This is a genomic window from Actinosynnema sp. ALI-1.44 (genome assembly GCF_001984155.1).
In the GTDB taxonomy this organism is placed as follows: domain Bacteria; phylum Actinomycetota; class Actinomycetes; order Mycobacteriales; family Pseudonocardiaceae; genus Kibdelosporangium.
On the sequence record NZ_MTQO01000052.1, the window covers coordinates 217,392 to 236,768 of the forward strand.

Here is a 19,377-nt window from a genome sequence, read left to right on the forward strand (position 1 = left end):
ACGGGAGGACCGCGGGCATCCGGCAGCGTGAGATAATCGTCAGGAGTACACAGTGGCAGTTTGCGAGGACATCACCGAACTCGGCCCCGACCCCGAACCGCACACCCAGGACGGCTGCGAGGACTGCCTCGCCGACGGCGGCACCTGGGTACACCTGCGGCTCTGCCTGGCCTGTGGGCACGTGGGCTGCTGCGACTCCTCACCAGCCAAGCACGCGAGCGGGCACGCCGCCGAAACCGGGCACCCGGTGATCCGGTCGTTCGAGCCGGGTGAGTCGTGGCGCTGGTGCTTCGTGCACAAGACGACCGCCTGACAGCTGAGGCGCACGGCGTCGACCGTGGCCGCGTAGGGCGAGCCCAGGTCGTCGAGCGCTTCCCAGAGCAGGTCGATCGCCTCGCGGTGGGCGGCGAGCAGGGCCACGGCCTGTCTCGTGTAGCCCGCCGCGGAGCACTCGAGCACGACCGCGAGGTGATCGGTCACCCGCATCCCGGACATCAGCGACAACCTGTCGAAATCGGCCGGGTCGCCGTCGGCGTAGCAGGTCAGGCGCAGGCAACAGGGCGGCGCGCCTTCGGCGTCGTCCAGGCGGCACAGCGTTCGGGTCAGCGGCCCGGCCAGTTCCGTGGGCAGCGGCTCGGTGGCGGCGCGCAGGGACGGCAGCATCGGGCGGATCGCCTCGGCCGGGTGCGCCAAGATCGCCGATGCCACGAAGTGGGCCAGCTGCAGGGAATTCATGGTGGTCCGTTTCGGGCGCGTTGATCCACTTTGCGCTCACGGACAGCTACGCGTCAACGGACGCGTTGCCCCTAGGTCAGGCCCTGCCTACTTAGGGAAGCTGCTGCCGGACGTGGTCCGGCAGCTCCCGCTCCGCGGCCTCGGACGGCGTCAACCAGGCGTAGGCGTCGTGCTCGCCCGGGTTGAGCACCACCTCGGCCTCACCGTCCTCGACGACGTCGAAGATCGTCGCGTTGATCGTCAACGGCTTCCCGCTGATGTCCGGCCAGCTCGACGACGCCCGCTCACCGACGACCCGGACCGCGAGACCCGTCTCCTCGGCGATCTCACGGACCGCCGTGTCCTCGCTCGGCTCGCCGGGTTCCACGGTCCCGCCGGGCAGTTCCCACCGTCCACCGAGGAACGCGCCGCGATCACGCCGGATGAACAGGATCTTGTCGTCACGGGTGACCCAGCCATAGGCCAGGTTCTTCTCGGCGGTCATGCCGCCCGATGTTAGGCCCCCTGCTCGGACCCTGTGTAGTGCGCGGCGTCGTCGCCCTCCACGATCCGGCTGGTCGAGCCGTCGATCGCGACCGGTGCGTCACCGACGACGGTGACCCTGTGCAACAGCCGCGGCTGGGTCCCGTAGTCGTCGGGCGCGTAGTGCTGGGTGGCGCGGTTGTCGAAGATGAGCACGTCGCCGGGCGCCCACTGCCAGCGCACGACGTTCTCCGGCCTGGTCACGTACGACTGGAAGATCCGCAGGATGTCCGCTGATTCCGCTGTGGACAGCCCGACGATCCGGGTGGCGAACCCGCCGACGAACAGGCCACGCTCCCCCGTCTCGGGGTGGACGCGCACGACCGGGTGTTCGGTGCGGTAGCGGGTCGTGGTGAACACGCGCCGGTACTCAGCGGCCTTGGCGCTGCTAGGCGGATCCGCGTAGTCGTAGTCGTTCGTGTGCACGGCCCACAATGTGTCGGCGAAGTCCCTCAACGGGCCGGGCAGGTCGTTGTACGCGGCCACCGAGTTCGCGATCAGCGTGTTGCCGCCCGACTCCGGGATCACGATGCCCCGCAACGACGTCGCCTTCGGCGGCGTGCGGACGAACGTGACGTCGGTGTGCCAGCGGTTGGCGCGGATGCCTTCGTCGCCGTTGACCGCGAGCACGTTCGGTGCGCCTTCGACCGACGGGACCGTCGGGTGTGCTGTGGTGAGTTCGCCGAACAGGGACGCGAACCGGGCGTGCCCGGCGTCGTCGAGGTCCTGTCCACGGAAGAACAACGCCTTGTGTTCGTTCAGCGCCGAGGTGAGGAACTCCGCGGGTGGCAGGTCCCGTGCGAGGTCGGCACCGAGTACCTCGGCACCGATCCGCCCGCCGATCCTGCGGACTTCCAGTGACGTGATCGTCGTCATGATGTTCCCTTCACGAGGTGATCTCAGGTCCACGCGGGTCGAGCTTCGGCTCGACAGCGCGGGCGGCTCCGGGTGTGCGACCGTGCCCCCGGCCGATGCGTTCCCGGTAGCTGCCCCAGCAGCGCGCCGAGCCCGCGGGCAGCGGAATTCGTTGACGGACTCGTAGGTCTGGTCGAGTACACGAGCCATCCAGCCACCGAGGGCTTCCCGGCTGGCCATGGCTCGTTCCCGTGCCTCGGGCGTCGACCACCAGGACGTCCGCCGTCAGACGCGCCATGACGTGAACCTGCGCTCGAGCACCACCAGGATCTGGTTGAACACCAGGCCGTACAACGACAACGTGACGATGCCCGCGTACATCTGCGGCACCGCGAAGTTGTACTGCGACGAGTTGATCAGGTAGCCGAGCCCGGCCTTGGCACCGACCATTTCGGCGGCGACCAGCACCAGGATCGACACCGCTCCGGCCAGCCGGACCCCCGTGAAGATCATCGGCACCGAGGCGGGCAGGATCACCTTCTGGAACAGCCGCAGCGGCGGCAGGTTCATCGACCGGGCCAGCTTCACCAGCGTCGGGTCGGCGCTGCCGACCGCGCTGATGGTGTTGAGCAGGATCGGCCACGTGCAGGCGTAGAACACGATCGAGATCTTGGACGTCTCCCCGATGCCCAGCAGCAGCACGAACACCGGCAGCAGCGCCAGCGCGGCGGTGTTGCGGAACACCTCCAGCAACGGCCCGAGCAGGTCCGCCACTGGCCGGTACCAGCCGATCAGCAGGCCGAGCGGCACGGCTGTGACGACCGCGAGCCCGAAGCCGCTGAGCGACCGGACCAGGCTGGCCTCGAAGTTGGTGAGCAGTTGCCCGTTGCCGAGCAGTTCCCACCAGGCGACGGCCACCTCCGAGAACGGGGGCAGGAACGTCCGGTCGGTCAGGTCCAGCCGGGGTGCCAGTTCCCAGATCACCAGCAGCGCCACGATGGCCGCGCTCTTGGTGACCGCGGTCCTCAGCAGTCTTGGGCGTGGGCGGGCTGGTGCGGGAGCGGCGACCACCGTGGCCCGCTCCAGTATCGCGGTCATAGCTGTTCCGCCTCTCCGAGATTTCTACGCCTGGTCACCTTGGACCGGGGGGTCATACCGTCTCCTTCTCGTGCAGCAAGGACCAGACTTCGTGCCGGTAACGGCCGAAGATCGGGCTGGACCTCAGGTCCGCCTCGGCCGACCGGGCACCGAGGTCGATCGGCAGGACCTCCTTGAGCCGTCCCGGTCGTGACGTCATCACCGCGACCCGGGTGCCCAAGTACACGGCCTCTTCGATGCCGTGGGTGACGAACACGATCGTCTTGCCGGTGCGCTGCCAGATCCGCAGCAGTTCGTCCTGAAGGGACTCACGGGTCTGCGCGTCGAGCGCCGCGAACGGCTCGTCCATCAGCAGCACGTCCGGGTCGTACGCGAGACTGCGCGCGATGGCCACGCGCTGGCGCATCCCGCCGGACAGTTCGTGCGGGTAGCGTTTCTCGAAGCCGGACAAGCCGACCAGGTCAAGGAACTCCTTGGCCCGCTTGGCTCGCGCACGGCGTGGCGTGCTGGTGGCCTCAAGGCCGAACTCCACGTTGGACTGCGCGGTTCGCCACGGCAGCAGGGCGTACTGCTGGAAGACGATCCCCCGGTCGAGTCCCGGTCCGGTGACCGGCTTGCCGTCGACGAGCACACGTCCGGTGGTCGGCATGGTCAGGCCCCCGAGCAGGTCGAGCAACGTGGACTTGCCGCAGCCGCTCGGGCCGACGACCACCACGAACTCGCCGGGCTCGACGTCGAGGGAGAACTCCTCGACGGCGGTGAACCGTTCGGCCGAGCCGCGGATCGGGAAGTCCTTGCACACGGCATCGAACGCGATCTTCGGTGTCACACGATCCCCCCGTTGAACTGGTTGCTGTACAGATCGCCCACCTTCACCGCACCGGGTTCGAGGTCACCGCGTTCGGTCAGCCAGTCCACCCACACCTGCAACTCTTTGTCCTGGATGCGGCCGCCGGGTTCGGCGACACCGTAGGACTTCCAGTAGTCCAGCGGATCCGGGTCCTCGTTGCGGGCGCGCCGGGTGAGGATGTCCCTCATCCGTTTGATCACCTGGTCGCGAGGTGTGGTCCGGGACCAGTCGATGGCTTTCGCGACCGCTGTGACAAACGTTTTCGTGGTGCTCGGGTTGTCCTTCAGGAACCGTTCGGTCATCACGTAGGTACCCGCGGAGAACCGGCCGAGCAGGTCGAAGTCGGTGAACAGTGGCCGGATGCCGCCGGTCTTGAGCGCCTTGTCACGCAGGATCCCGCCGAGCACCGCGACGTCGACCTGTCCCTGCCGCAGTGCCTGTTCGGTGTTCACCGGCGGCAGCGCCAGCCGTTCGACCTGGCCGAACTCGGCCCGCTCGACGCCGTTGCGCTGCAGGTACGTGTCCAGCATGGCCTCGGAGTGCGCGCCGAGCGTGTTCATGCCGACCTTGGCGCCCACCAGGTCACGGGCCGAGCGGATCCGTGAGTTCGCCAGGACGTAGTACCCGCTGAACTGGGCCTCGTCCACACCGTAGTAACTGATCACCGCGGTGATCGGGGCGTTGCCGGACGCCAGTTTGACCACCGCGCCGTTGAACGCGCCGCCGAAGTCGACCTGCCCGGTCGCGGCGGACTGGATGTCCTGCGGGCCGCTGATGGTGTTGCCGACCCACTCCAGCTTCACGTCGCCGAGATACCCGAGGTCCGCGGCCAGTTCCGGCGGCGTGACCTGCCCGGCCCAACCCTGGTAGCGCACCGTCTTGGTCTCGCCGGATGCCGAACCTGTGCCACATCCCGCGACGATTCCACCCGCCAGGACAAGGAAAGCACGCCTGTTGACCACTGTGGACACCTCCTTCAGACCGTCACCGGCGCCAGGTTCGACAAGCCGTAGTGATCACGCAAGGTCGAGCCGGTGTAGCGGCTGCGGAACAGCCCGCGGTCACGCAGTCTGGGCACCACCGTCTCGACGAACTGCTCCAGCCCGTGTGGCAGCAGCGGCGGCATGACGTTGAAGCCGTCCGCGGCGCCCTGGTCGAACCACGTCTGGATGTGGTCGGTGATGGTGTCCGGTGTTCCCGCGACCACCTGGTGGCCACGGCCGCCGCCCAGCCGCGACAGGATCTGCCGCAACGTCAACTGCTCGCGCACGGCCAGGTCACGCACGAGTTCGAACCGACTCCTGGCGCCGTTGACCCGCTGCACCGGCGGCAGTTCGGGCAGTCGCCGGTCGAGCGGGTGCCCGGTCAGGTCCACGCCGATCATCTCCGACAGCTGGCGGACCGCGCGGACGGGCACGATCAGCTCGTCCAGTTCTCGCGCCAGCTGATCGGCTTCGGCCTGTGTGGCACCGAGTACCGGCACGATCCCCGGCAGGACCTTCACCGAGTCCGGGTCCCGTCCCTGTTCGGCCACCCTGGCCTTGAGGTCGGTGTAGAACGCGCGCGCCGAGTCGAACGTCTGGTGCGCGGTGAACACGGCTTCCGCGTGCTGCGCGGCGAAGGTCCTGCCGTCCTCGGACGATCCCGCTTGGACGAGCAACGGCCGCCCCTGCGGGCCGCGGATCGAGTTCAGCGGGCCCCGGACCTGGTAGAACCGGCCCACGTGGCCGAGTTCCCGAACCTTGGCCGGGTCGGTGTAGACACCGGTTGCCCTGTCGACGACCAGCGCGTCGGCATCCCAGCTGTCCCACAACCGGTTGGTGATGCCGACGAACTCGGCCGCGCGCTCGTATCGTTCGGCGTGGTCGGCCGCCGCGTCACGGGAGAAGTTCTGCGCGGCCCGGTCGCCCGCGGTGGTCACGATGTTCCAGCCCGCGCGGCCGCCGCTGATGTGGTCGAGCGACGAGAACCACCTCGCGACGTTGTACGGCTCGCTGTAACTGGTCGACACGGTCGCGATCAGTCCGATGTGGCTCGTCGCGGCCGCGATCGCGGTGAGCAGCGTGATCGGTTCGAAGACCTGGGCGGCGGTGTGCTCGATGTCGCCCCACACCTGGACTCCGTCGGCGAGGAAGACCGAGTCGAACGTGCCGTGCTCGGCGATCCGCGCCAGGTTCTGGAAGTGCCGGACGTCGGTCAGCGCGGCCGGATCGGCCAGCGGGTGTCGCCACGCCGCCTCGTGATGGCCGACGCCCATCAGGAAGGCGTTGAGGTGCAAGTGCCGCTCCGGCATGGGTTTCTCCAGGATCGTCGCGCGGTGGGATGCGTCCAATACTGGGAATGCCGCGACGGGACGGTCAACTTTGCGACGGATGAAATTAAGTCGGGCCCACTCAGTGAGACGTGGGCGCGAACGACGCCGACAGCGGATTACCGTAGAGCATGTCCAAAGCAGCCGCCCCCGCCGAGACGGCCAGCACGGTCGACGAGTCGAAACTGCTTGCGGTCACCGGGTTTCCCGGCGCGCGCGAGCGTGTGCCGACTTCCTCGCGGACAGCGGCGAGGCATTCGGGAAAGGAGTTCGCACCGAGTTCCGAGACCACCAGCAGGTCCGGGTTCACCAGGTCGTACAGCAAAGCGGCGACACGTCCGATGATCCGGCTGCGCTCGGCCAACTGCCGACGCGCCACGACATCGCCCGACTCGGCGGCCGCGAGCAGGTCCCAGAACGACCGCCCGGCGACCCGGCGAGACCACGCCTGATCGGCCACCGTTGCCTCGAAACACCCGAAATGCCCTTCGGGGCAACGGACAGCCGGATCACCGACGGGCAGGTGCGCGATGTCGCCCGCGGCGGAACGCCTGCCGCGCATCGTCCGCCCGCCCATCCGGACGGCGGCGTCGACCACGTTGCCCACGAACAGGTACAGCACGGAGTCCCGATTCCCCACCGCGCCGAACAGCTCCTCGGCGTGCATCAACGCACGCGTGTGGTTGTCCACGTGCACCGGCAGTCCGAGCCGTCGCGCGAACACGTCCCGCAACGGCACGTCCCGCCAGCCCAGCGAGGCGTGCTCGACCATCACCCCGGCATCCTGGTCGACCCATCCCCCGGTGGCCACCCCGAGCGACAACGGAGCCTGACCCGGAATCACCTCGAGCACAAGCGAAGTGAGCTCGTCCGCGGCGTTCTCCAGTACCTCGACGGGATCGCCGGACACGTGCGGCACGCGACGCTGCGCGAGGACACGGCACCGCAGATCCAGCACCACGACCGTGCAGAACTCGTGTGCCACGTGGACTCCGGCCACACGGTGGGTGTCGGTGTCGATGTCCAGTGGCGCGTGCGGGCGGCCCATCCGTTGGATGGCCGGCGTCTCGACGACCAGGCCGAGCTCCACCAGCCGCGCGCAATGGCGTGACACGGCGGCCCCGCTCAGTCCGGTGAGACGGGACAGCGTCCGGCGCGGCACCGGGCCGTTCCGGAGCACCGCGCGCAACACCGCAGCCGCACTCGAAGTGGGACTCGCGACCATGGTCGGGATGATGGCAGCTATCCGCGCCGGACAAGCCCCTGTCCCACGCCGTGGACGCCGTTGACCGGCGCACACGTCGCTTCGCAAGCTGCAGTAGTGCATAGACCTCGTGAGTGGTTAGCCGGGTCAGAACCCCGACAACCACTCACGAGGAGGGAGCAGAGGAGTTCGTTGTGTCATCCAGGTTAACGGCGGCGTTGCTCGCACAGCGCTCGTCGTCGCGGGCTGTTCACAAGCGGGCAACGCCGATCGCCGACCGCGTCGGGGTGATGCACGCGGGCCGGATCGTCGAATCCGGCCCGGTGCGTGACGTGCTGTCCGCCCTGCGGCACGAGTACACCCAGGGTCTGCTGGACGCTATCCCGGGACGCTGACTCGGTTGCGCCTGCTGGACAGGAACAACGCGACCAACGTGACCAGGTACGGCGCCGCGTCGGTGGCCTGTTGCGGCAGCCCGAGGCCCTGCAGCCGGAAGCCCAGCGCTTCGGCGAGCCCAAACAACAACGCCGCCAGCAGCACGCCGATCGGGGTCGCGCGGCCGAGCATCACCGCTACCACCGCGATCCACCCGCGCCCGGCGGTCATGTTCTCGGCGAACAAGGTGACCGAACCCAGTGCCAACTGGGCGCCGCCGAGGCCGCACAACGCGCCCGCGGCGATGATCGCCCAGTACCGGTATTTCGTGACGCTCACGCCGAGAGCTCTCGCCGCCAGTGGCCGTTCGCCGACTCCGCGCAGCCGCAATCCCCACGGGTGGCGGTAGAGCAGCACCGCGAACGCGGCAACGGCGATCCAGGACACGTAGACCAGCAGCGACTGTCCGAGCACCGGTTCCAGTCCGTCCAGCGCCGGGTCGCTGAACGCGCCCTCGGTGCCGAAGACCGTGCGGATCAGGAAGCTCGTCAGGCCGACCGCGAGGAGGTTCGCGGCCACACCGATGACGATCGCGTCACCGCCGAACGTCACCGAGCCGACCGCCAGGATCAGCGAATACGCCGCCGACGCCACCACCGCTGTCAGGACACCGAGCCAGGCGCTGCCGGTGTACCAACTGCCCGCGACCGCGGCGAAGCACCCGACCAGCAGCGTGCCCTCCAGCGAAATGTTGAACACACCGGCGCGCTGGCACAACGCCCCACCCAACGCCGCGAAGAGGATCGGCGTCAACGCGGTCAGCGTGGACGAGATCAGGCTCAGGTCAAACACGAGCACCTCGCTTGCGCAGCAGCCCCGAAGTCGCCGCCAGGAAGAGGATCAGCACCGCCTGCAGGATCGCGGTCAGCTCGCGCGGTACCTGCGTCGCGCGTTCCATCGCGAACCCGCCGCTGGTCAGCGCGGCGAAGAACACCGCCGCCACGAGCGTCCCGAGTGGATTCGCCCTGGCCAGCAAGGCCGCCAGCAGGCCGATCCACGTGTACTGCGGCGTGATCAGCGCGCCGTCGATGAACCGGTACGGGAACCCCATCGCCACCATCGCCCCGACCAGCCCGGCCGTGCCCCCGGAGAAGGCGAGCAACCGCACGGTCAGCCGTGGCCGGTCGATCCCGGCGTACTCGGCGAACCGCGCGTTCCACCCCGTCACCCGTGCTTCGAAGCCCGCCGGGGTGCGTGCGTCGACCACTGTGTACACCAAAACCACCACGAGCACGACGACGAGCGCGGCCAACTCGGGCAGCCGGGCGCCGTCCGGCAGCTGCGGGGTCTGCGGCAGGCTGGATCCCTCGTCTTTCAGCGGAAAGCGCACTAGATAGCTAGCCAGGGACATCGCCGGATAACTCAGTAGCAAGGTACTGACCAGGAGCGGCACACCGAACCGGTTCTCGCACAACGCCGCCAGGACCGCGTACGCGCCTCCGGCGAGGATCCCGGCGAGCAACGCGAGCACGGCACTGCCGGTGCCGAGCCCGACCGTGACGGCACTGATCGCGCCGAGCACCAGCTGACCGTCACCACCGAGGTTCACCATGCCCGCCCGCAACGGGATGGCCAACGCCGTGGCCAGCCCGGCGACCGGGACCACGTAGGCCAGCGTGTCGGCGAACCCGTCCGGGCCGAACGCGCCCGACACGATCGACTGGTACGCCACCAGTGGATCCGCACCCGTGGCGAGCAGCAACACCGTGCCGATGACCAGCGCGGCCAGCACCGCGACCCCGACTGTCTTCAAGGGGGCTGTCTTCAAGGGGGCTGTCCTCACGGGGCACCACCCGCCATCGCCAGGCCGATCCGGTCGGGGTCGGCGTCCGCGCGGCCGAACTCGGCGGTGATCCTGCCCTCGTACATCACCAGGATCCGGTCCGACAAGGCCAGGATCTCGGTCAGCTCCGACGAGATCAGCAGGATGCCGTGCCCGGCGTCGCGGTACGCGACGAGCTGCGCGTGGATGTTCTCGATCGCGCCGACGTCCACACCTCGCGTCGGCTGCTCGACCACGAGCAGCGGCGCGTCGTGCGTCAGCTCCCTGCCGAGGATGGCTTTCTGCTGGTTGCCGCCCGACAGCGTGCCCATCGGCTGCCGCTCGGTCGCCCGCACGTCGAACCGCGAGATGATCGCACGGGCGTGCTTCCTGATCTCCGACGGGCGCAGGAGTCCGCCGCGCGACAACGGACGGCGGCGGTGGAACCCGACCGCGAGGTTGTCGGCCACGCTCGCCGACGCGGCCGATCCCGTCTCGCCGCGCTCCTCCGGCACGTGCGCGGCTCCGGTGACGCGCGAGACCAGCTCGTTCTGGCCGTTGCCCGCCACTCCGGCGATGCCGACGATCTCGCCTGCCCTGACCGTCAGCTCGGGCAGCTCCAGCACCGGCTCGCCCGGTGTGCCCGCCGGGTGGACCCGGTCGAGGTCGATCTCGCGGCCGGTCATGGCCGACGCGAGCGAATGCGGCGTGAAATCGGTTGTCGGACCGTGCGCGCTGACCTTTCCATCACGCATCACGGTCACGTGATCACTGACAGCGAGCACTTCCTGGAGCTTGTGCGACACGAACAACACCGTGCGCCCTTCGGCGGCCAGCGCCCGCAGCACGCCGAACAGGCCGTCGGTCTCGCCAGGAGTGAGCACGGCCGTCGGCTCGTCCAGGATCAGCACGTCCGCCGAGCGGTAGAGCAGCTTGAGGATCTCCACTCGTTGACGTACCCCGACCGGCAGGTCGCCGACCCGGTCACCGGGCCGCACCCGCAGGTCGTGCCGGGCGACCAACTCGTCGACGGCCCGCGCGGCGGCCTTGCGGTCCAGCAGCCCCCGGCGGGTCGGCTCACGTCCGAAAACGACGTTCTCGGCCACGGTCAGCTGCGGGAACAGCGCGAACTCCTGCTGCACCATGCCGACACCCGCGTCGATGGCCTGCGACGGCGAGCCGAACGCGACCGGCTCGCCGCGCAGCGCCACCGTGCCGGAGTCCGGCCGGTACAGTCCATAGAGGATCGACATCAGCGTCGACTTGCCCGCGCCGTTCTCGCCCATCAGCGCGTGGATCTCCCCCGCGCCGACATCGAGGTCGACGTGGTCGTTGGCCAGCACGCCGGGGAACCGTTTGACGATCCCCCGCATCGACACGCCGCTCATCGCTTGGCTGCTCACTGCTTGGCTGGGTCTTCGACCGTGATGGCGCCGGAGACGATCTGGTCGCGCAACTCCCCGACCCGTTCGATCACGTCCGGATAGCGTGCGACCACGCACTGCGACGAAGCCGCCTCCGGCTGGAGTCCGGTCAACGCGATGCCATTTTCTTTGAGTCCGTACGACTTCGTGCCGCCGTTCTGTCCACTCAGGATCGCGTCGACGCCGTCGCCGATCACCACGTCGGTCCGCTTGACGACGTTGTCCACGACCTGACCAGGGCTCAAGGGGCACTGGTCGACATCGACGCCGTACGCGAAGAACCCGCCCTGCTTGGCCGCTTCGAACACGCCGGGGTTGCCCGCCGCCGAAGCAGCACCCATCACCTGGTCGACGCCCTGCCCGCCGAGCGTCGCGGTGAGCGCCTTCGCCCGCGCCGGGTCGTTGAACGGGTTCGAGCCGCCGATGTACAGCGGTGTCAACGTTGTCCCCGGCTTGACCTTCTCCGCGCCCTGACCGAACGGGACGGAGAACCGGCGGAACTGCGGCGTGTCCAACGCGACCACCGCACCGACTTTCCCGGTCCTGCTCAGCAGTCCCGCCTCGGCACCGGCGAGGTAGCTCCCCTCGTACTCGCGGAACACCGCGCAGGTGACGTTCGCGAACGGCTTGGCCGTGCACGAGTCCACGAACAGGAACTTCTGGCCGGGACTGCGCTCGGCCTCGGCCGCGATCGCGTCCGCGAAGTTGAAGCCGACGGCGACGACGACAGCGGGCTTCTCGCGCACGGCCGCGGCGAGGTTCTGCTGAATCGATGCGGGATCGGTGCTCTGGTAGACCTTCTGGCCACCCTTGTGCCTGGCCGCGGCCGACTCGACCCCGCGCACGGCCAGTTTGAAGAAGTCGTTGACACCCACCGGGTTCGGTGTGACCAGCACCAAGGCCGGACCGCCGGAACTCCCGGCCGGGCCCGGCGCCGCACCGGGGGCCCTGGCCGCATTGCACCCGGCGAGCAACCCCACAGCCGCGGCGAGTGCACCAACCTGCAACAATGTTCTCGGTGTCATGCCGGGGATGCTAATCCGAAAGTCCCACCATATGATCAACATCCCAGTCCACGAGACGACACCCGGCGAGCACGACGATCATAGGATGTCTTTCGAACTGATCACGTTTTGACACATTCCGGCAGTACAGTTCACGTCCCTCGCACATATTGATGGTTGCGTCACTTCGAAGGCGCGGCAGATGATTGCCGCGCACGGGGTACGAGTTGCGACATCCAGGTGGTGGCCCTGCCGATGCACGCGCCGGCCGTTAGGCACGGAAGCACAGTGACTGAACGGGAAGACGAGGTACGGCCGAAGCGCAAACGTTGGCGGATATGGCACAAGCTGGCCACCATCGGCATCGCGTTCACCGCGTTGCTCGCGGGCGCGACATATCTGTTGCTCGAAGCCAACTCCCGTCGCATCGACATGACCGCCAACGAACTGCGTGGTGTCGAATACCTGCGTCCCCTGACGACGCTGTTGCCTGATCTGGCAACCCACAAGAAGTACACGCGTCAGGTTGGCACTTCGACACGGCCCGCAGCAGATCTTGTGCCCCTGCGTGAACGGATCAACAGCGGTTATGCCCTCTTGGCCGAAGTGGACGCGCGGCTCAACGGGGACCTGCGGACCACAAGTGCGGATCTGAACGCCACCGCGTTGCCTGCCGCACAGGCACAGAGCTGGCAGAGAGTCCTGTCCGGACCCCAGGAACGGACGAACACCGACGCGGCGCAGGCGATGTTGATCGGCGACGTCCGGACGCTGATCGGGTACGTCGGGGCGACGTCCAACCTGGTGCTCGACCCCGATCTGGGCACGTACCACCTCGCCGACGCGATGGTGGTGTGCTCGCCGGAGCTGGTGATCAGGATCAGCGGACTCGGCAACACCGTGGACGACCTGCTCACCAGCCGCGAGATCACCCTGCCCGACCGGACCAAGGTGGCCGGTGACGTGGCGATGCTGATGCGGCACGCGGACGTGCTGCAGGACAACCTCTTCACCGCGTTCCGCGCGATGAGCACCACGGCCGACGGCCGCGAGATGCGTGACCACCTCGCGCCGCGGCTGCGTACGGCGTACCTGGCATTGACCGATCTGGCCACAATGACCACTCGCGATTTCGTCGAGGCGACGACAGTCCGGCTCGACCGGACCGCATACGCGCGTGCGATCGACGGCGCAGCGGCCACAATGGCTACGCTCTGGACGGCGATCCTGGATCAGGAAACGCGCATGCTGCGGATCCGTCAGGACAGCGACATGGCGGACCGGGCGTTCGCGCTGACCGGTGTGCTCGCCGCATTCGTGATCGCGGTGCTGCTAACGGTATGGCTGGCGCGACGGATGAGTACGGATATCGGCGCGGTCGCCAGAGGAGCGACCAGCTTGGCGAAAGGCAACTTGGCGGAACGCGTACAGGTGCGTAGCCGCGACGAGATCGGTGACATGGCGACTGCTTTCAACGGAATGGCACACCAGTTGCAGGAGATGGTCGAGGAACAACGGCTGTCGGAGCTGCACCTGAGACAGGAACACGACTTCGTCGACGCGGTGCTGAACGTCGCGGGCAGCCTGATCGTGGTGTTCGACCGCGGCGGGCGGATCGTGCGGTTCAACCGGGCGTGCGAGCTGATCACCGGATACGCGTTCGCCGAGGTGGTGGGCAGACCGTTCTGGGATCTGTTCCTGCCGGAGGAGGAAAGGGCGTCGACGGCGCTCTACTACCGGGACATCGAACCGTCGGACCTGCCCGCGGTCTACGAGCACACGTGGATCCGCCGCGACGGCGAACGGTTCGACGTGTCCTGGTCCAACGGCGCGATCGTCGACGACGACGGCGAGGTCACGCACGTGATCTCGACGGGAATCGACGTGACCGCGCGCCGGGCGGCCGAACGGGACCTGCGCGACGCGGAAGCGCGGTTCCGGCAGGCCTTCGACCACGCGTCGATCGGGATGTGCCTCGTCGGCGAGGGCGGGGTGTTCCTGCAGGTCAACAAGGCGTTGTGCGACATGCTCGGCCGGACAGAGGACCAGTTGCTGTCGTTGCGGGTGGTGGACGTGAGCCACCCCGACGACTACGCGGTGGGCGGCGCGGCGGTCGCGGCCATGAAAGCGGGCAGCAACGAGCCCTTCCACGGCATCAAGCGGTACTACCACGCGGACGGCCGGGTCGTCTGGGGCCAGGTCACGGTGTCCCCGGTGCGCCCGCACAACAACGCGCCGGTGTACCTGGTCACGCAGATCGAGGACATCACCGAACGCCGTGCGGCGGAGGCCCGCCTGGTCCACCAGGCGCTGCACGACTCGCTGACCGGCCTGCCCAACCGGGCACTGCTGATGGACAGGCTCAAGCAGGTGCTCGCCCGCGCCGACCGGCACCCGTCGCTGACCGCCGTGATGTTCATCGACCTCGACGGGTTCAAGGACATCAACGACAGCCTCGGCCACGACATCGGCGACGAGGTGCTGCGGGAGATCGCGAAGCGGATCAGCGGCCAGGTCCGGCCCGCGGACACCGTCGCGCGGCTGGGTGGCGACGAGTTCGTGGTGCTGTGCTCGGACCTGGCAGGCGAGCAGAACGCGGTGGAGATCTCCGAACGGCTGACGTCGGCGGTGGGCAAGCTCGTGGTGCTGCCGGGGCACGAGGTCGAGGTCGAGGTCACCGCCAGCATCGGCATCGCGTTGTCCGACAACGAGTCCCTGACGCCGGAGGACATGCTGCGCAACGCCGACGCGGCGATGTACGGCGCCAAGACCCAGGGCAAGAACCGCTGGCAGATCTTCGACGAGACGCGGCGGGCCCGCGCGGTCGACCGGGTCGCGGTGGCGTCCACGCTGCGCCAGGCGTTGCGCGACGAGAAGTTCGTGCTGCACTTCCAGCCGGTGATCGAGCTGGGCACGGGCAAGGCGGTCGCGGTGGAGTCGCTGGTGCGGCTGCGGGAAGAGAACGACCGCCTGCTGCCGCCTGCCGCGTTCATCCAGGTGGCCGAGGACAGCGGGCTGATCGTGCCGATCGGGACGTACGTCCTGCAAGAGGCGTGCCGCCAGCTCGCGCTGTGGCGCGCGGACGGTGTCGTGCCGCCGGACTTCCGCACGGCGGTGAACCTTTCGGCCCGTCAGGCGACTCAACCGGACCTGGCCAGGACGGTCGCCCGCGCGCTGGCTGCCGCCGAGCTGGAACCGTCGGCGCTGGCACTGGAGCTGACCGAGACCGTGCTGATGGACGCGGACACGTCCACGCTGCGGCAGTTCGACGAGCTCAGGGAGATGGGCGTCGGGCTGGGCATCGACGACTTCGGCACCGGCTACTCGTCGCTGAGCTACCTCAAACGGCTGCCGGTCAGCATCATCAAGGTGGACCGGTCGTTCGTGGCCGGGCTGGTCACCGACCCGTCCGACCGGGAGATCGTGACCGCGGTGATCCGGCTCGGTCAAGCGCTCGGCCTGACCACGATCGCCGAGGGTGTCGAGGACGCCGAGCAGTTCGCCGTGCTCCAGGAACTCGGCTGCGACCAGGCGCAGGGCTACCTGCTCGGCCGTCCGCAGGCGCAGCCGCCCGCGCTGTCGGTCAACGGGATCGCGATGAATTCCTGACCCCGCGCGGGTCAGTACGGGTATGAATGTCGATCTGTTGCGAGCCAGCCTGTCCCGCCGGGGTGTGCTGAAGGCGGGCGCGGCGGGCACTGTGCTCACCGCGTTGCCGTCCGAAGCCCACGCCACGAGCCCCGATGACGTGCCGTTCGACTACGCCGACCCGGCGAACCTGCGCGATTGGGCGCCCAGCCGGTACGGGCCGCGCGACCAACGGGGCACCCTCAACGAGGTGACGCCTGCGAAGACCGCCCGTGTCCTGCGGCAGACCTTGGACGCGAACCGCCCGGTGAAGACGTACAACCTCGGCGCGTTGATGTGGAGTGGGTTCCCGACAATGCAGCCGTACCAGCCGGAACGGCGGCACGAGCTGAAGCTGCTGCTGGGCGGCTATCCCGCACCGCCCGGTTTCGGTGGCCACGTGGCGTTCGACGAGCCGTTCGGGGCCAACAAGCTCAGCGTGCACGAGGAACGGTTCGAGGCGTCGAACACGTTCCAGATCGGGTCCCAGTTGGACGGCCTGAACCACGTCGGCGCGGCCGGGTTGTTCTACAACGGGTTCCGGGGCCAGGACATCGCCCGTGACCACGGCACCGCGATGCTCGGCAGCGAGCACACCGGGCCGATCGTCACCAAGGGCATCCTGCTGGACGTCGTCGGCGTGAAGGCCGCGACCGGCCAGCACGACGCGCTCGGACCACCCGCGGCCAACGGTCAGCCGGTGCTCAAGGACAACTACCGGATCACGGTCGAGGACATCAAACAGGCAATGGAGTTCGGCCACATCGAGCGCATCGACCCCGGTGACGCCGTGCTCCTGCGCACCGGCTGGACCAACCTGCTGGCCCGGCGCGATCCCGCCGAGCTCGCGCGGTGGGGCGGATCCGGTGGCATGCCGGGGATCTACCTGCGCGAAGCCCGGTACCTGGCGAGGTTCCGGCCGGTGCTGATCGGCAGCGACACGTGGACCCTCGAGGTGATGGGCAATCCCGTGAACAACGACGGCGCGGTCATCCCCGTGCACCAGGAACTGCTGATGCGCCACGGGATCCGCATCGCTGAGTCCTACGTGCTCGACCAGTTGGCGGCTGACCGGGTGCACGAGTTCGTGTTCATCGTGACGCCCCAGTTCGTCGAGGGCGCCACGTGCGGCAACACGCCACCGGCCGCGCTGGGGCAGCCCTGACGACGTCGGCCCGTCATGTGCCGAAGACGCGGCGGTAGAAGGCCAGTTCGGCTTCCAGGCTCGCGCGGACGTTCGCCGGTTTGCGGAAACCGTGCGACTCCTTGGCGAACGCGATGTACGTGTGGTCCACGTCGTGCTCCGCCAGTTCGCCGATCAACGCGAGCGCCTGCGACGGCGGCACGACGGGGTCGGTCAGGCCCTGCAGCAGCAACAGCGGGCAGGTCTGCGGGCTGACGTGCCCGAGTGGCGAGCGTTCCCGGTACAGCTCAGCGCTTTCCGGCAACGGCCCGACCAGCGAATCGAGGTATCCGGCTTCGAAGTCGTGCGTCTGCTCGGCGAGCAGGGTCAGGTCGCTGACGCCGAAGTACGACACACCCGCGGCGAAGACAGTGCTGCGCGTCGCGGCGACCAGCACTGTCCACCCGCCTGCCGACGCGCCCCGGATGCCCAGCCTGGACTCGTCGGCCTCGCCCTGCGCGACAAGGGCTCGGGCGGCGGTCACCGCGTCGGCCACGTCGACGATGCCCCACTTGCCCAGCAGACGGTTGCGGTACGCGCGGCCATACCCGCTGGATCCGCCGTAGTTCAGGTCGAGCACACCGATGCCACGGCTGGTGAAGAACGCCTTGCCGACGTCGAACGCCGACGTCGAATGGCCGGTCGGCCCGCCGTGCGCCCACAGGACGTACGGCGGCTTCTCGCCGTCCGGCGCGCGGAACCCGGGATTCGACGGCGGGTAGAGGAAACCGTGCACCGGTTTGCCGTCGTCACCGGTGAACTCCACTGCCCTGGCGGACGGCAGGTACGTCGTGTGCACGAGCGCGGCCTCCGGGCGCACCACGTCGCAGTGGCCGCTGATCAGGTCCACTGTGATCACCGCGGCGGGCAGGTCGGGGCTGTAGCCGACGCAGGAAACGGTGTGACCGTCCACAGTCAACGCCGGGGCGAACGAGGTGTACGGCGTCGGGACGTCGGTGATCTTGCCCGAATCCGGTTCGAGGATGCCCAGGCGCAGCTCCCCTCGGCCGTGCAGCACGACGAGCCGCCCATCCGGGAGCACGCCGAACGGGCGACCGCCCAGGCTCCACAGCGGCTCGGCGAACTCCTCCTCACGCGGGCAGAGGTCCCGCACTGTCCCGGCCAAGTCGACCACGTGCGGGTTCCACCAGCCGGAGCGGTCGGAGATGGCGTACAGGCTTTCGCCGTCACGCCACAGCGGCGCCAGCGCCGACTCGCCGGGCCCACCGAGCACCGCTCGCTCCGGTTCGGATCCGTCGAGCCGGGCGACACGCACCTGTGCGGAGTCCCACGGCATGTCCGGCCGGTTCCAGCACATCCACGCCAGGGCCGTGCCGTCCGGCGACGGCGTCGGGAAAGCCAGGAAATCGCCTGTGTCCACCAGTTCCCGGACCGCCGCGCCGCCGTCCAGCGGGACGGCCACGATCGCGCGGACCGGAGGCGAACCGGGGATCTCCCGGACGCACCAGACCTCGGTCCCGTCCGGGGACAGCACGAAATCGGCGTAACGCCCGGAATCCGGCCGGGTCAGCGGTACACAGCCCCCGTCAACCTCGTCCCCGCCGGTGACGAGGTACAGCCGCTGGTCCTCGTGGTTGGCGAACACCAGGCCGACGCCCGGGACCGGCAGGTAGGACTTGCCGCCGTACTCGTGCACGCGGGTACGCGCCTCGTAGCCGGGCGGGAGAACGGAAGTGATCGTGCCGTCGACGGCCCTGTGCATGACGGTGGTTCGTCCGCCGTTGCCCGGCGGGATCTCCTGCCACCACAGCTCGCCACCTTGGATGTGGGGAAAGGCGACCCTGATCCGGGCACTGGCGACGTCGGCCGCCGTCACCGGTGAGTCCCATTCCCCGTACGGCGCGACAACAGGATCACTGTTCACCCGGGCGACCCTATCTCAGGCCTCGTCGCCGTCGTCCTGGTCGCTGAAGACGAACACCCGCACCGCGAGGCCGGTGGTGGGGTGCACCTGTGCCAGGTACGCCGACACCGGGCTGCCGACGATCTCCTCGATCGCTTCCTGGAACTCCGCCTTGGTGGCTTCGTGCAGCGCCTCGTGGTGCCGGATCACCGCGTCCTTGAGCCCGCGCTCGCTGAGCACGGCGTCCGCGACAGTCAGGCTGTCCACCGACAGCACGACCAGGCTGATCGGGTCGTCGTCGCTGACCGACACCTTGACGCTGCGCGGACCGCGCCCGTAGAACGACCGCTCAAGGCTGGTGATCTTTTCGGCCACCGCGTTGCGCTGTGCTCTGGTTATCCGCACCTGGCCACCATATAGTGGCCTTTCGGGCTTTGCCGTGGTGAACGCGCCGACAACGGTGTGTTTTGCGGCGGCAGGAGCTCGAGCGAGATACCAATCCA

Annotated in this window: 18 protein-coding genes; 5 read left to right on the forward strand and 13 right to left on the reverse strand. The window is 68.6% G+C overall.

Annotation, left to right across the window (positions count from 1 at the left end; genetic code table 11):
• Positions 1-52 precede the first annotated feature (52 nt).
• Together ALI144C_RS38910 and ALI144C_RS56450 are read left to right on the forward strand one after the other, a co-directional pair.
• Positions 53-313 carry a UBP-type zinc finger domain-containing protein gene (locus tag ALI144C_RS38910; protein WP_076992242.1) on the forward strand — a complete coding sequence of 87 codons (261 nt, stop codon included), beginning with the start codon at positions 53-55 and terminating at the stop codon, positions 311-313.
• Positions 277-759, forward strand: coding sequence for a hypothetical protein (locus ALI144C_RS56450; protein ID WP_193441263.1), 483 nt, complete (start codon positions 277-279; stop codon positions 757-759). The genes ALI144C_RS38910 and ALI144C_RS56450 overlap by 37 nt, the downstream gene beginning before the upstream one ends.
• Before the next feature lie 67 nt (positions 760-826).
• Here the strand turns inward: ALI144C_RS56450 and ALI144C_RS38915 are convergent, their stop codons facing one another.
• The 7 genes from ALI144C_RS38915 to ALI144C_RS38945 all read right to left on the reverse strand — a co-directional run bounded on the left by ALI144C_RS38915 (position 827) and on the right by ALI144C_RS38945 (position 7,596).
• Positions 827-1,219 (reverse strand): NUDIX hydrolase, encoded by a 393-nt coding sequence (locus ALI144C_RS38915; protein WP_076992243.1) that lies wholly within the window; start codon positions 1,217-1,219, stop codon positions 827-829.
• A gap of 11 nt (positions 1,220-1,230) precedes the next feature.
• Positions 1,231-2,133: a TauD/TfdA dioxygenase family protein gene (locus ALI144C_RS38920; RefSeq protein ID WP_076992244.1), complete on the reverse strand. Its 903-nt coding sequence runs from the start codon at positions 2,131-2,133 to the stop codon at positions 1,231-1,233.
• A 264-nt stretch (positions 2,134-2,397) separates the two neighbouring features.
• Positions 2,398-3,210, reverse strand: coding sequence for an ABC transporter permease (locus ALI144C_RS38925; protein ID WP_076992245.1), 813 nt, complete (start codon positions 3,208-3,210; stop codon positions 2,398-2,400).
• Between the two features lie 52 nt (positions 3,211-3,262).
• The gene (locus ALI144C_RS38930) at positions 3,263-4,039 is read right to left on the reverse strand and encodes an ABC transporter ATP-binding protein (protein ID WP_076992246.1); all 777 of its coding nucleotides are present in this window, start codon (positions 4,037-4,039) and stop codon (positions 3,263-3,265) included.
• A complete protein-coding gene (locus ALI144C_RS38935; RefSeq protein ID WP_237774526.1) occupies positions 4,036-5,022 on the reverse strand; it encodes an ABC transporter substrate-binding protein in 987 nt (328 codons plus the stop codon). Before ALI144C_RS38935 ends, ALI144C_RS38930 begins: the two co-directional genes overlap by 4 nt.
• A 14-nt stretch (positions 5,023-5,036) precedes the next feature.
• Positions 5,037-6,353 carry an LLM class flavin-dependent oxidoreductase gene (locus tag ALI144C_RS38940; RefSeq protein ID WP_076992248.1) on the reverse strand — a complete coding sequence of 439 codons (1,317 nt, stop codon included), beginning with the start codon at positions 6,351-6,353 and terminating at the stop codon, positions 5,037-5,039.
• Between the two features lie 100 nt (positions 6,354-6,453).
• On the reverse strand, positions 6,454-7,596 hold the full coding sequence (locus ALI144C_RS38945) for an ROK family transcriptional regulator (RefSeq protein WP_076992249.1): 1,143 nt from the start codon (positions 7,594-7,596) through the stop codon (positions 6,454-6,456).
• A 173-nt stretch (positions 7,597-7,769) separates the two neighbouring features.
• Between ALI144C_RS38945 and ALI144C_RS58780 the strand changes: the two genes are divergently transcribed.
• Positions 7,770-7,970, forward strand: a complete 201-nt coding sequence (locus ALI144C_RS58780) for a hypothetical protein (protein WP_202819161.1) — start codon at positions 7,770-7,772, stop codon at positions 7,968-7,970.
• On the opposite strand, the gene ALI144C_RS38950 is transcribed toward ALI144C_RS58780, so the two are convergent.
• Genes ALI144C_RS38950 through ALI144C_RS38965 form a run of 4 tightly spaced genes read right to left on the reverse strand, consistent with a single transcriptional unit; the run spans position 7,954 to position 12,221 of the window.
• On the reverse strand, positions 7,954-8,802 hold the full coding sequence (locus ALI144C_RS38950; RefSeq protein WP_076992250.1) for an ABC transporter permease: 849 nt from the start codon (positions 8,800-8,802) through the stop codon (positions 7,954-7,956). The genes ALI144C_RS58780 and ALI144C_RS38950 overlap by 17 nt on opposite strands.
• Positions 8,795-9,778, reverse strand: a complete 984-nt coding sequence (locus tag ALI144C_RS38955; RefSeq protein WP_076992251.1) for an ABC transporter permease — start codon at positions 9,776-9,778, stop codon at positions 8,795-8,797. The genes ALI144C_RS38950 and ALI144C_RS38955 overlap by 8 nt, the downstream gene beginning before the upstream one ends.
• Positions 9,779-9,789: 11 nt before the next feature.
• Positions 9,790-11,160 carry an ABC transporter ATP-binding protein gene (locus tag ALI144C_RS38960; RefSeq protein WP_193441264.1) on the reverse strand — a complete coding sequence of 457 codons (1,371 nt, stop codon included), beginning with the start codon at positions 11,158-11,160 and terminating at the stop codon, positions 9,790-9,792.
• 11 nt (positions 11,161-11,171) lie between these two features.
• A complete protein-coding gene (locus ALI144C_RS38965; RefSeq protein WP_076992252.1) occupies positions 11,172-12,221 on the reverse strand; it encodes a BMP family ABC transporter substrate-binding protein in 1,050 nt (349 codons plus the stop codon).
• 267 nt (positions 12,222-12,488) lie between these two features.
• Here ALI144C_RS38965 and ALI144C_RS38970 point away from each other — a divergent pair, with 267 nt between their 5' ends.
• Both ALI144C_RS38970 and ALI144C_RS38975 read left to right on the forward strand, forming a co-directional pair.
• Complete coding sequence (locus ALI144C_RS38970) at positions 12,489-15,809, forward strand: EAL domain-containing protein (protein ID WP_168211465.1); 3,321 nt, start codon at positions 12,489-12,491, stop codon at positions 15,807-15,809.
• Positions 15,810-15,831: 22 nt separating this feature from the next.
• Positions 15,832-16,992, forward strand: coding sequence for a cyclase family protein (locus ALI144C_RS38975; RefSeq protein WP_076992254.1), 1,161 nt, complete (start codon positions 15,832-15,834; stop codon positions 16,990-16,992).
• 13 nt (positions 16,993-17,005) lie between these two features.
• Here ALI144C_RS38975 and ALI144C_RS38980 read toward each other — a convergent pair whose 3' ends face one another.
• Both ALI144C_RS38980 and ALI144C_RS55965 read right to left on the reverse strand, forming a co-directional pair.
• A complete protein-coding gene (locus ALI144C_RS38980; RefSeq protein ID WP_076992255.1) occupies positions 17,006-18,895 on the reverse strand; it encodes a S9 family peptidase in 1,890 nt (629 codons plus the stop codon).
• Positions 18,896-18,910: 15 nt separating this feature from the next.
• Positions 18,911-19,279, reverse strand: a complete 369-nt coding sequence (locus ALI144C_RS55965; protein WP_168211466.1) for a DUF2294 domain-containing protein — start codon at positions 19,277-19,279, stop codon at positions 18,911-18,913.
• Positions 19,280-19,377 lie beyond the last annotated feature (98 nt).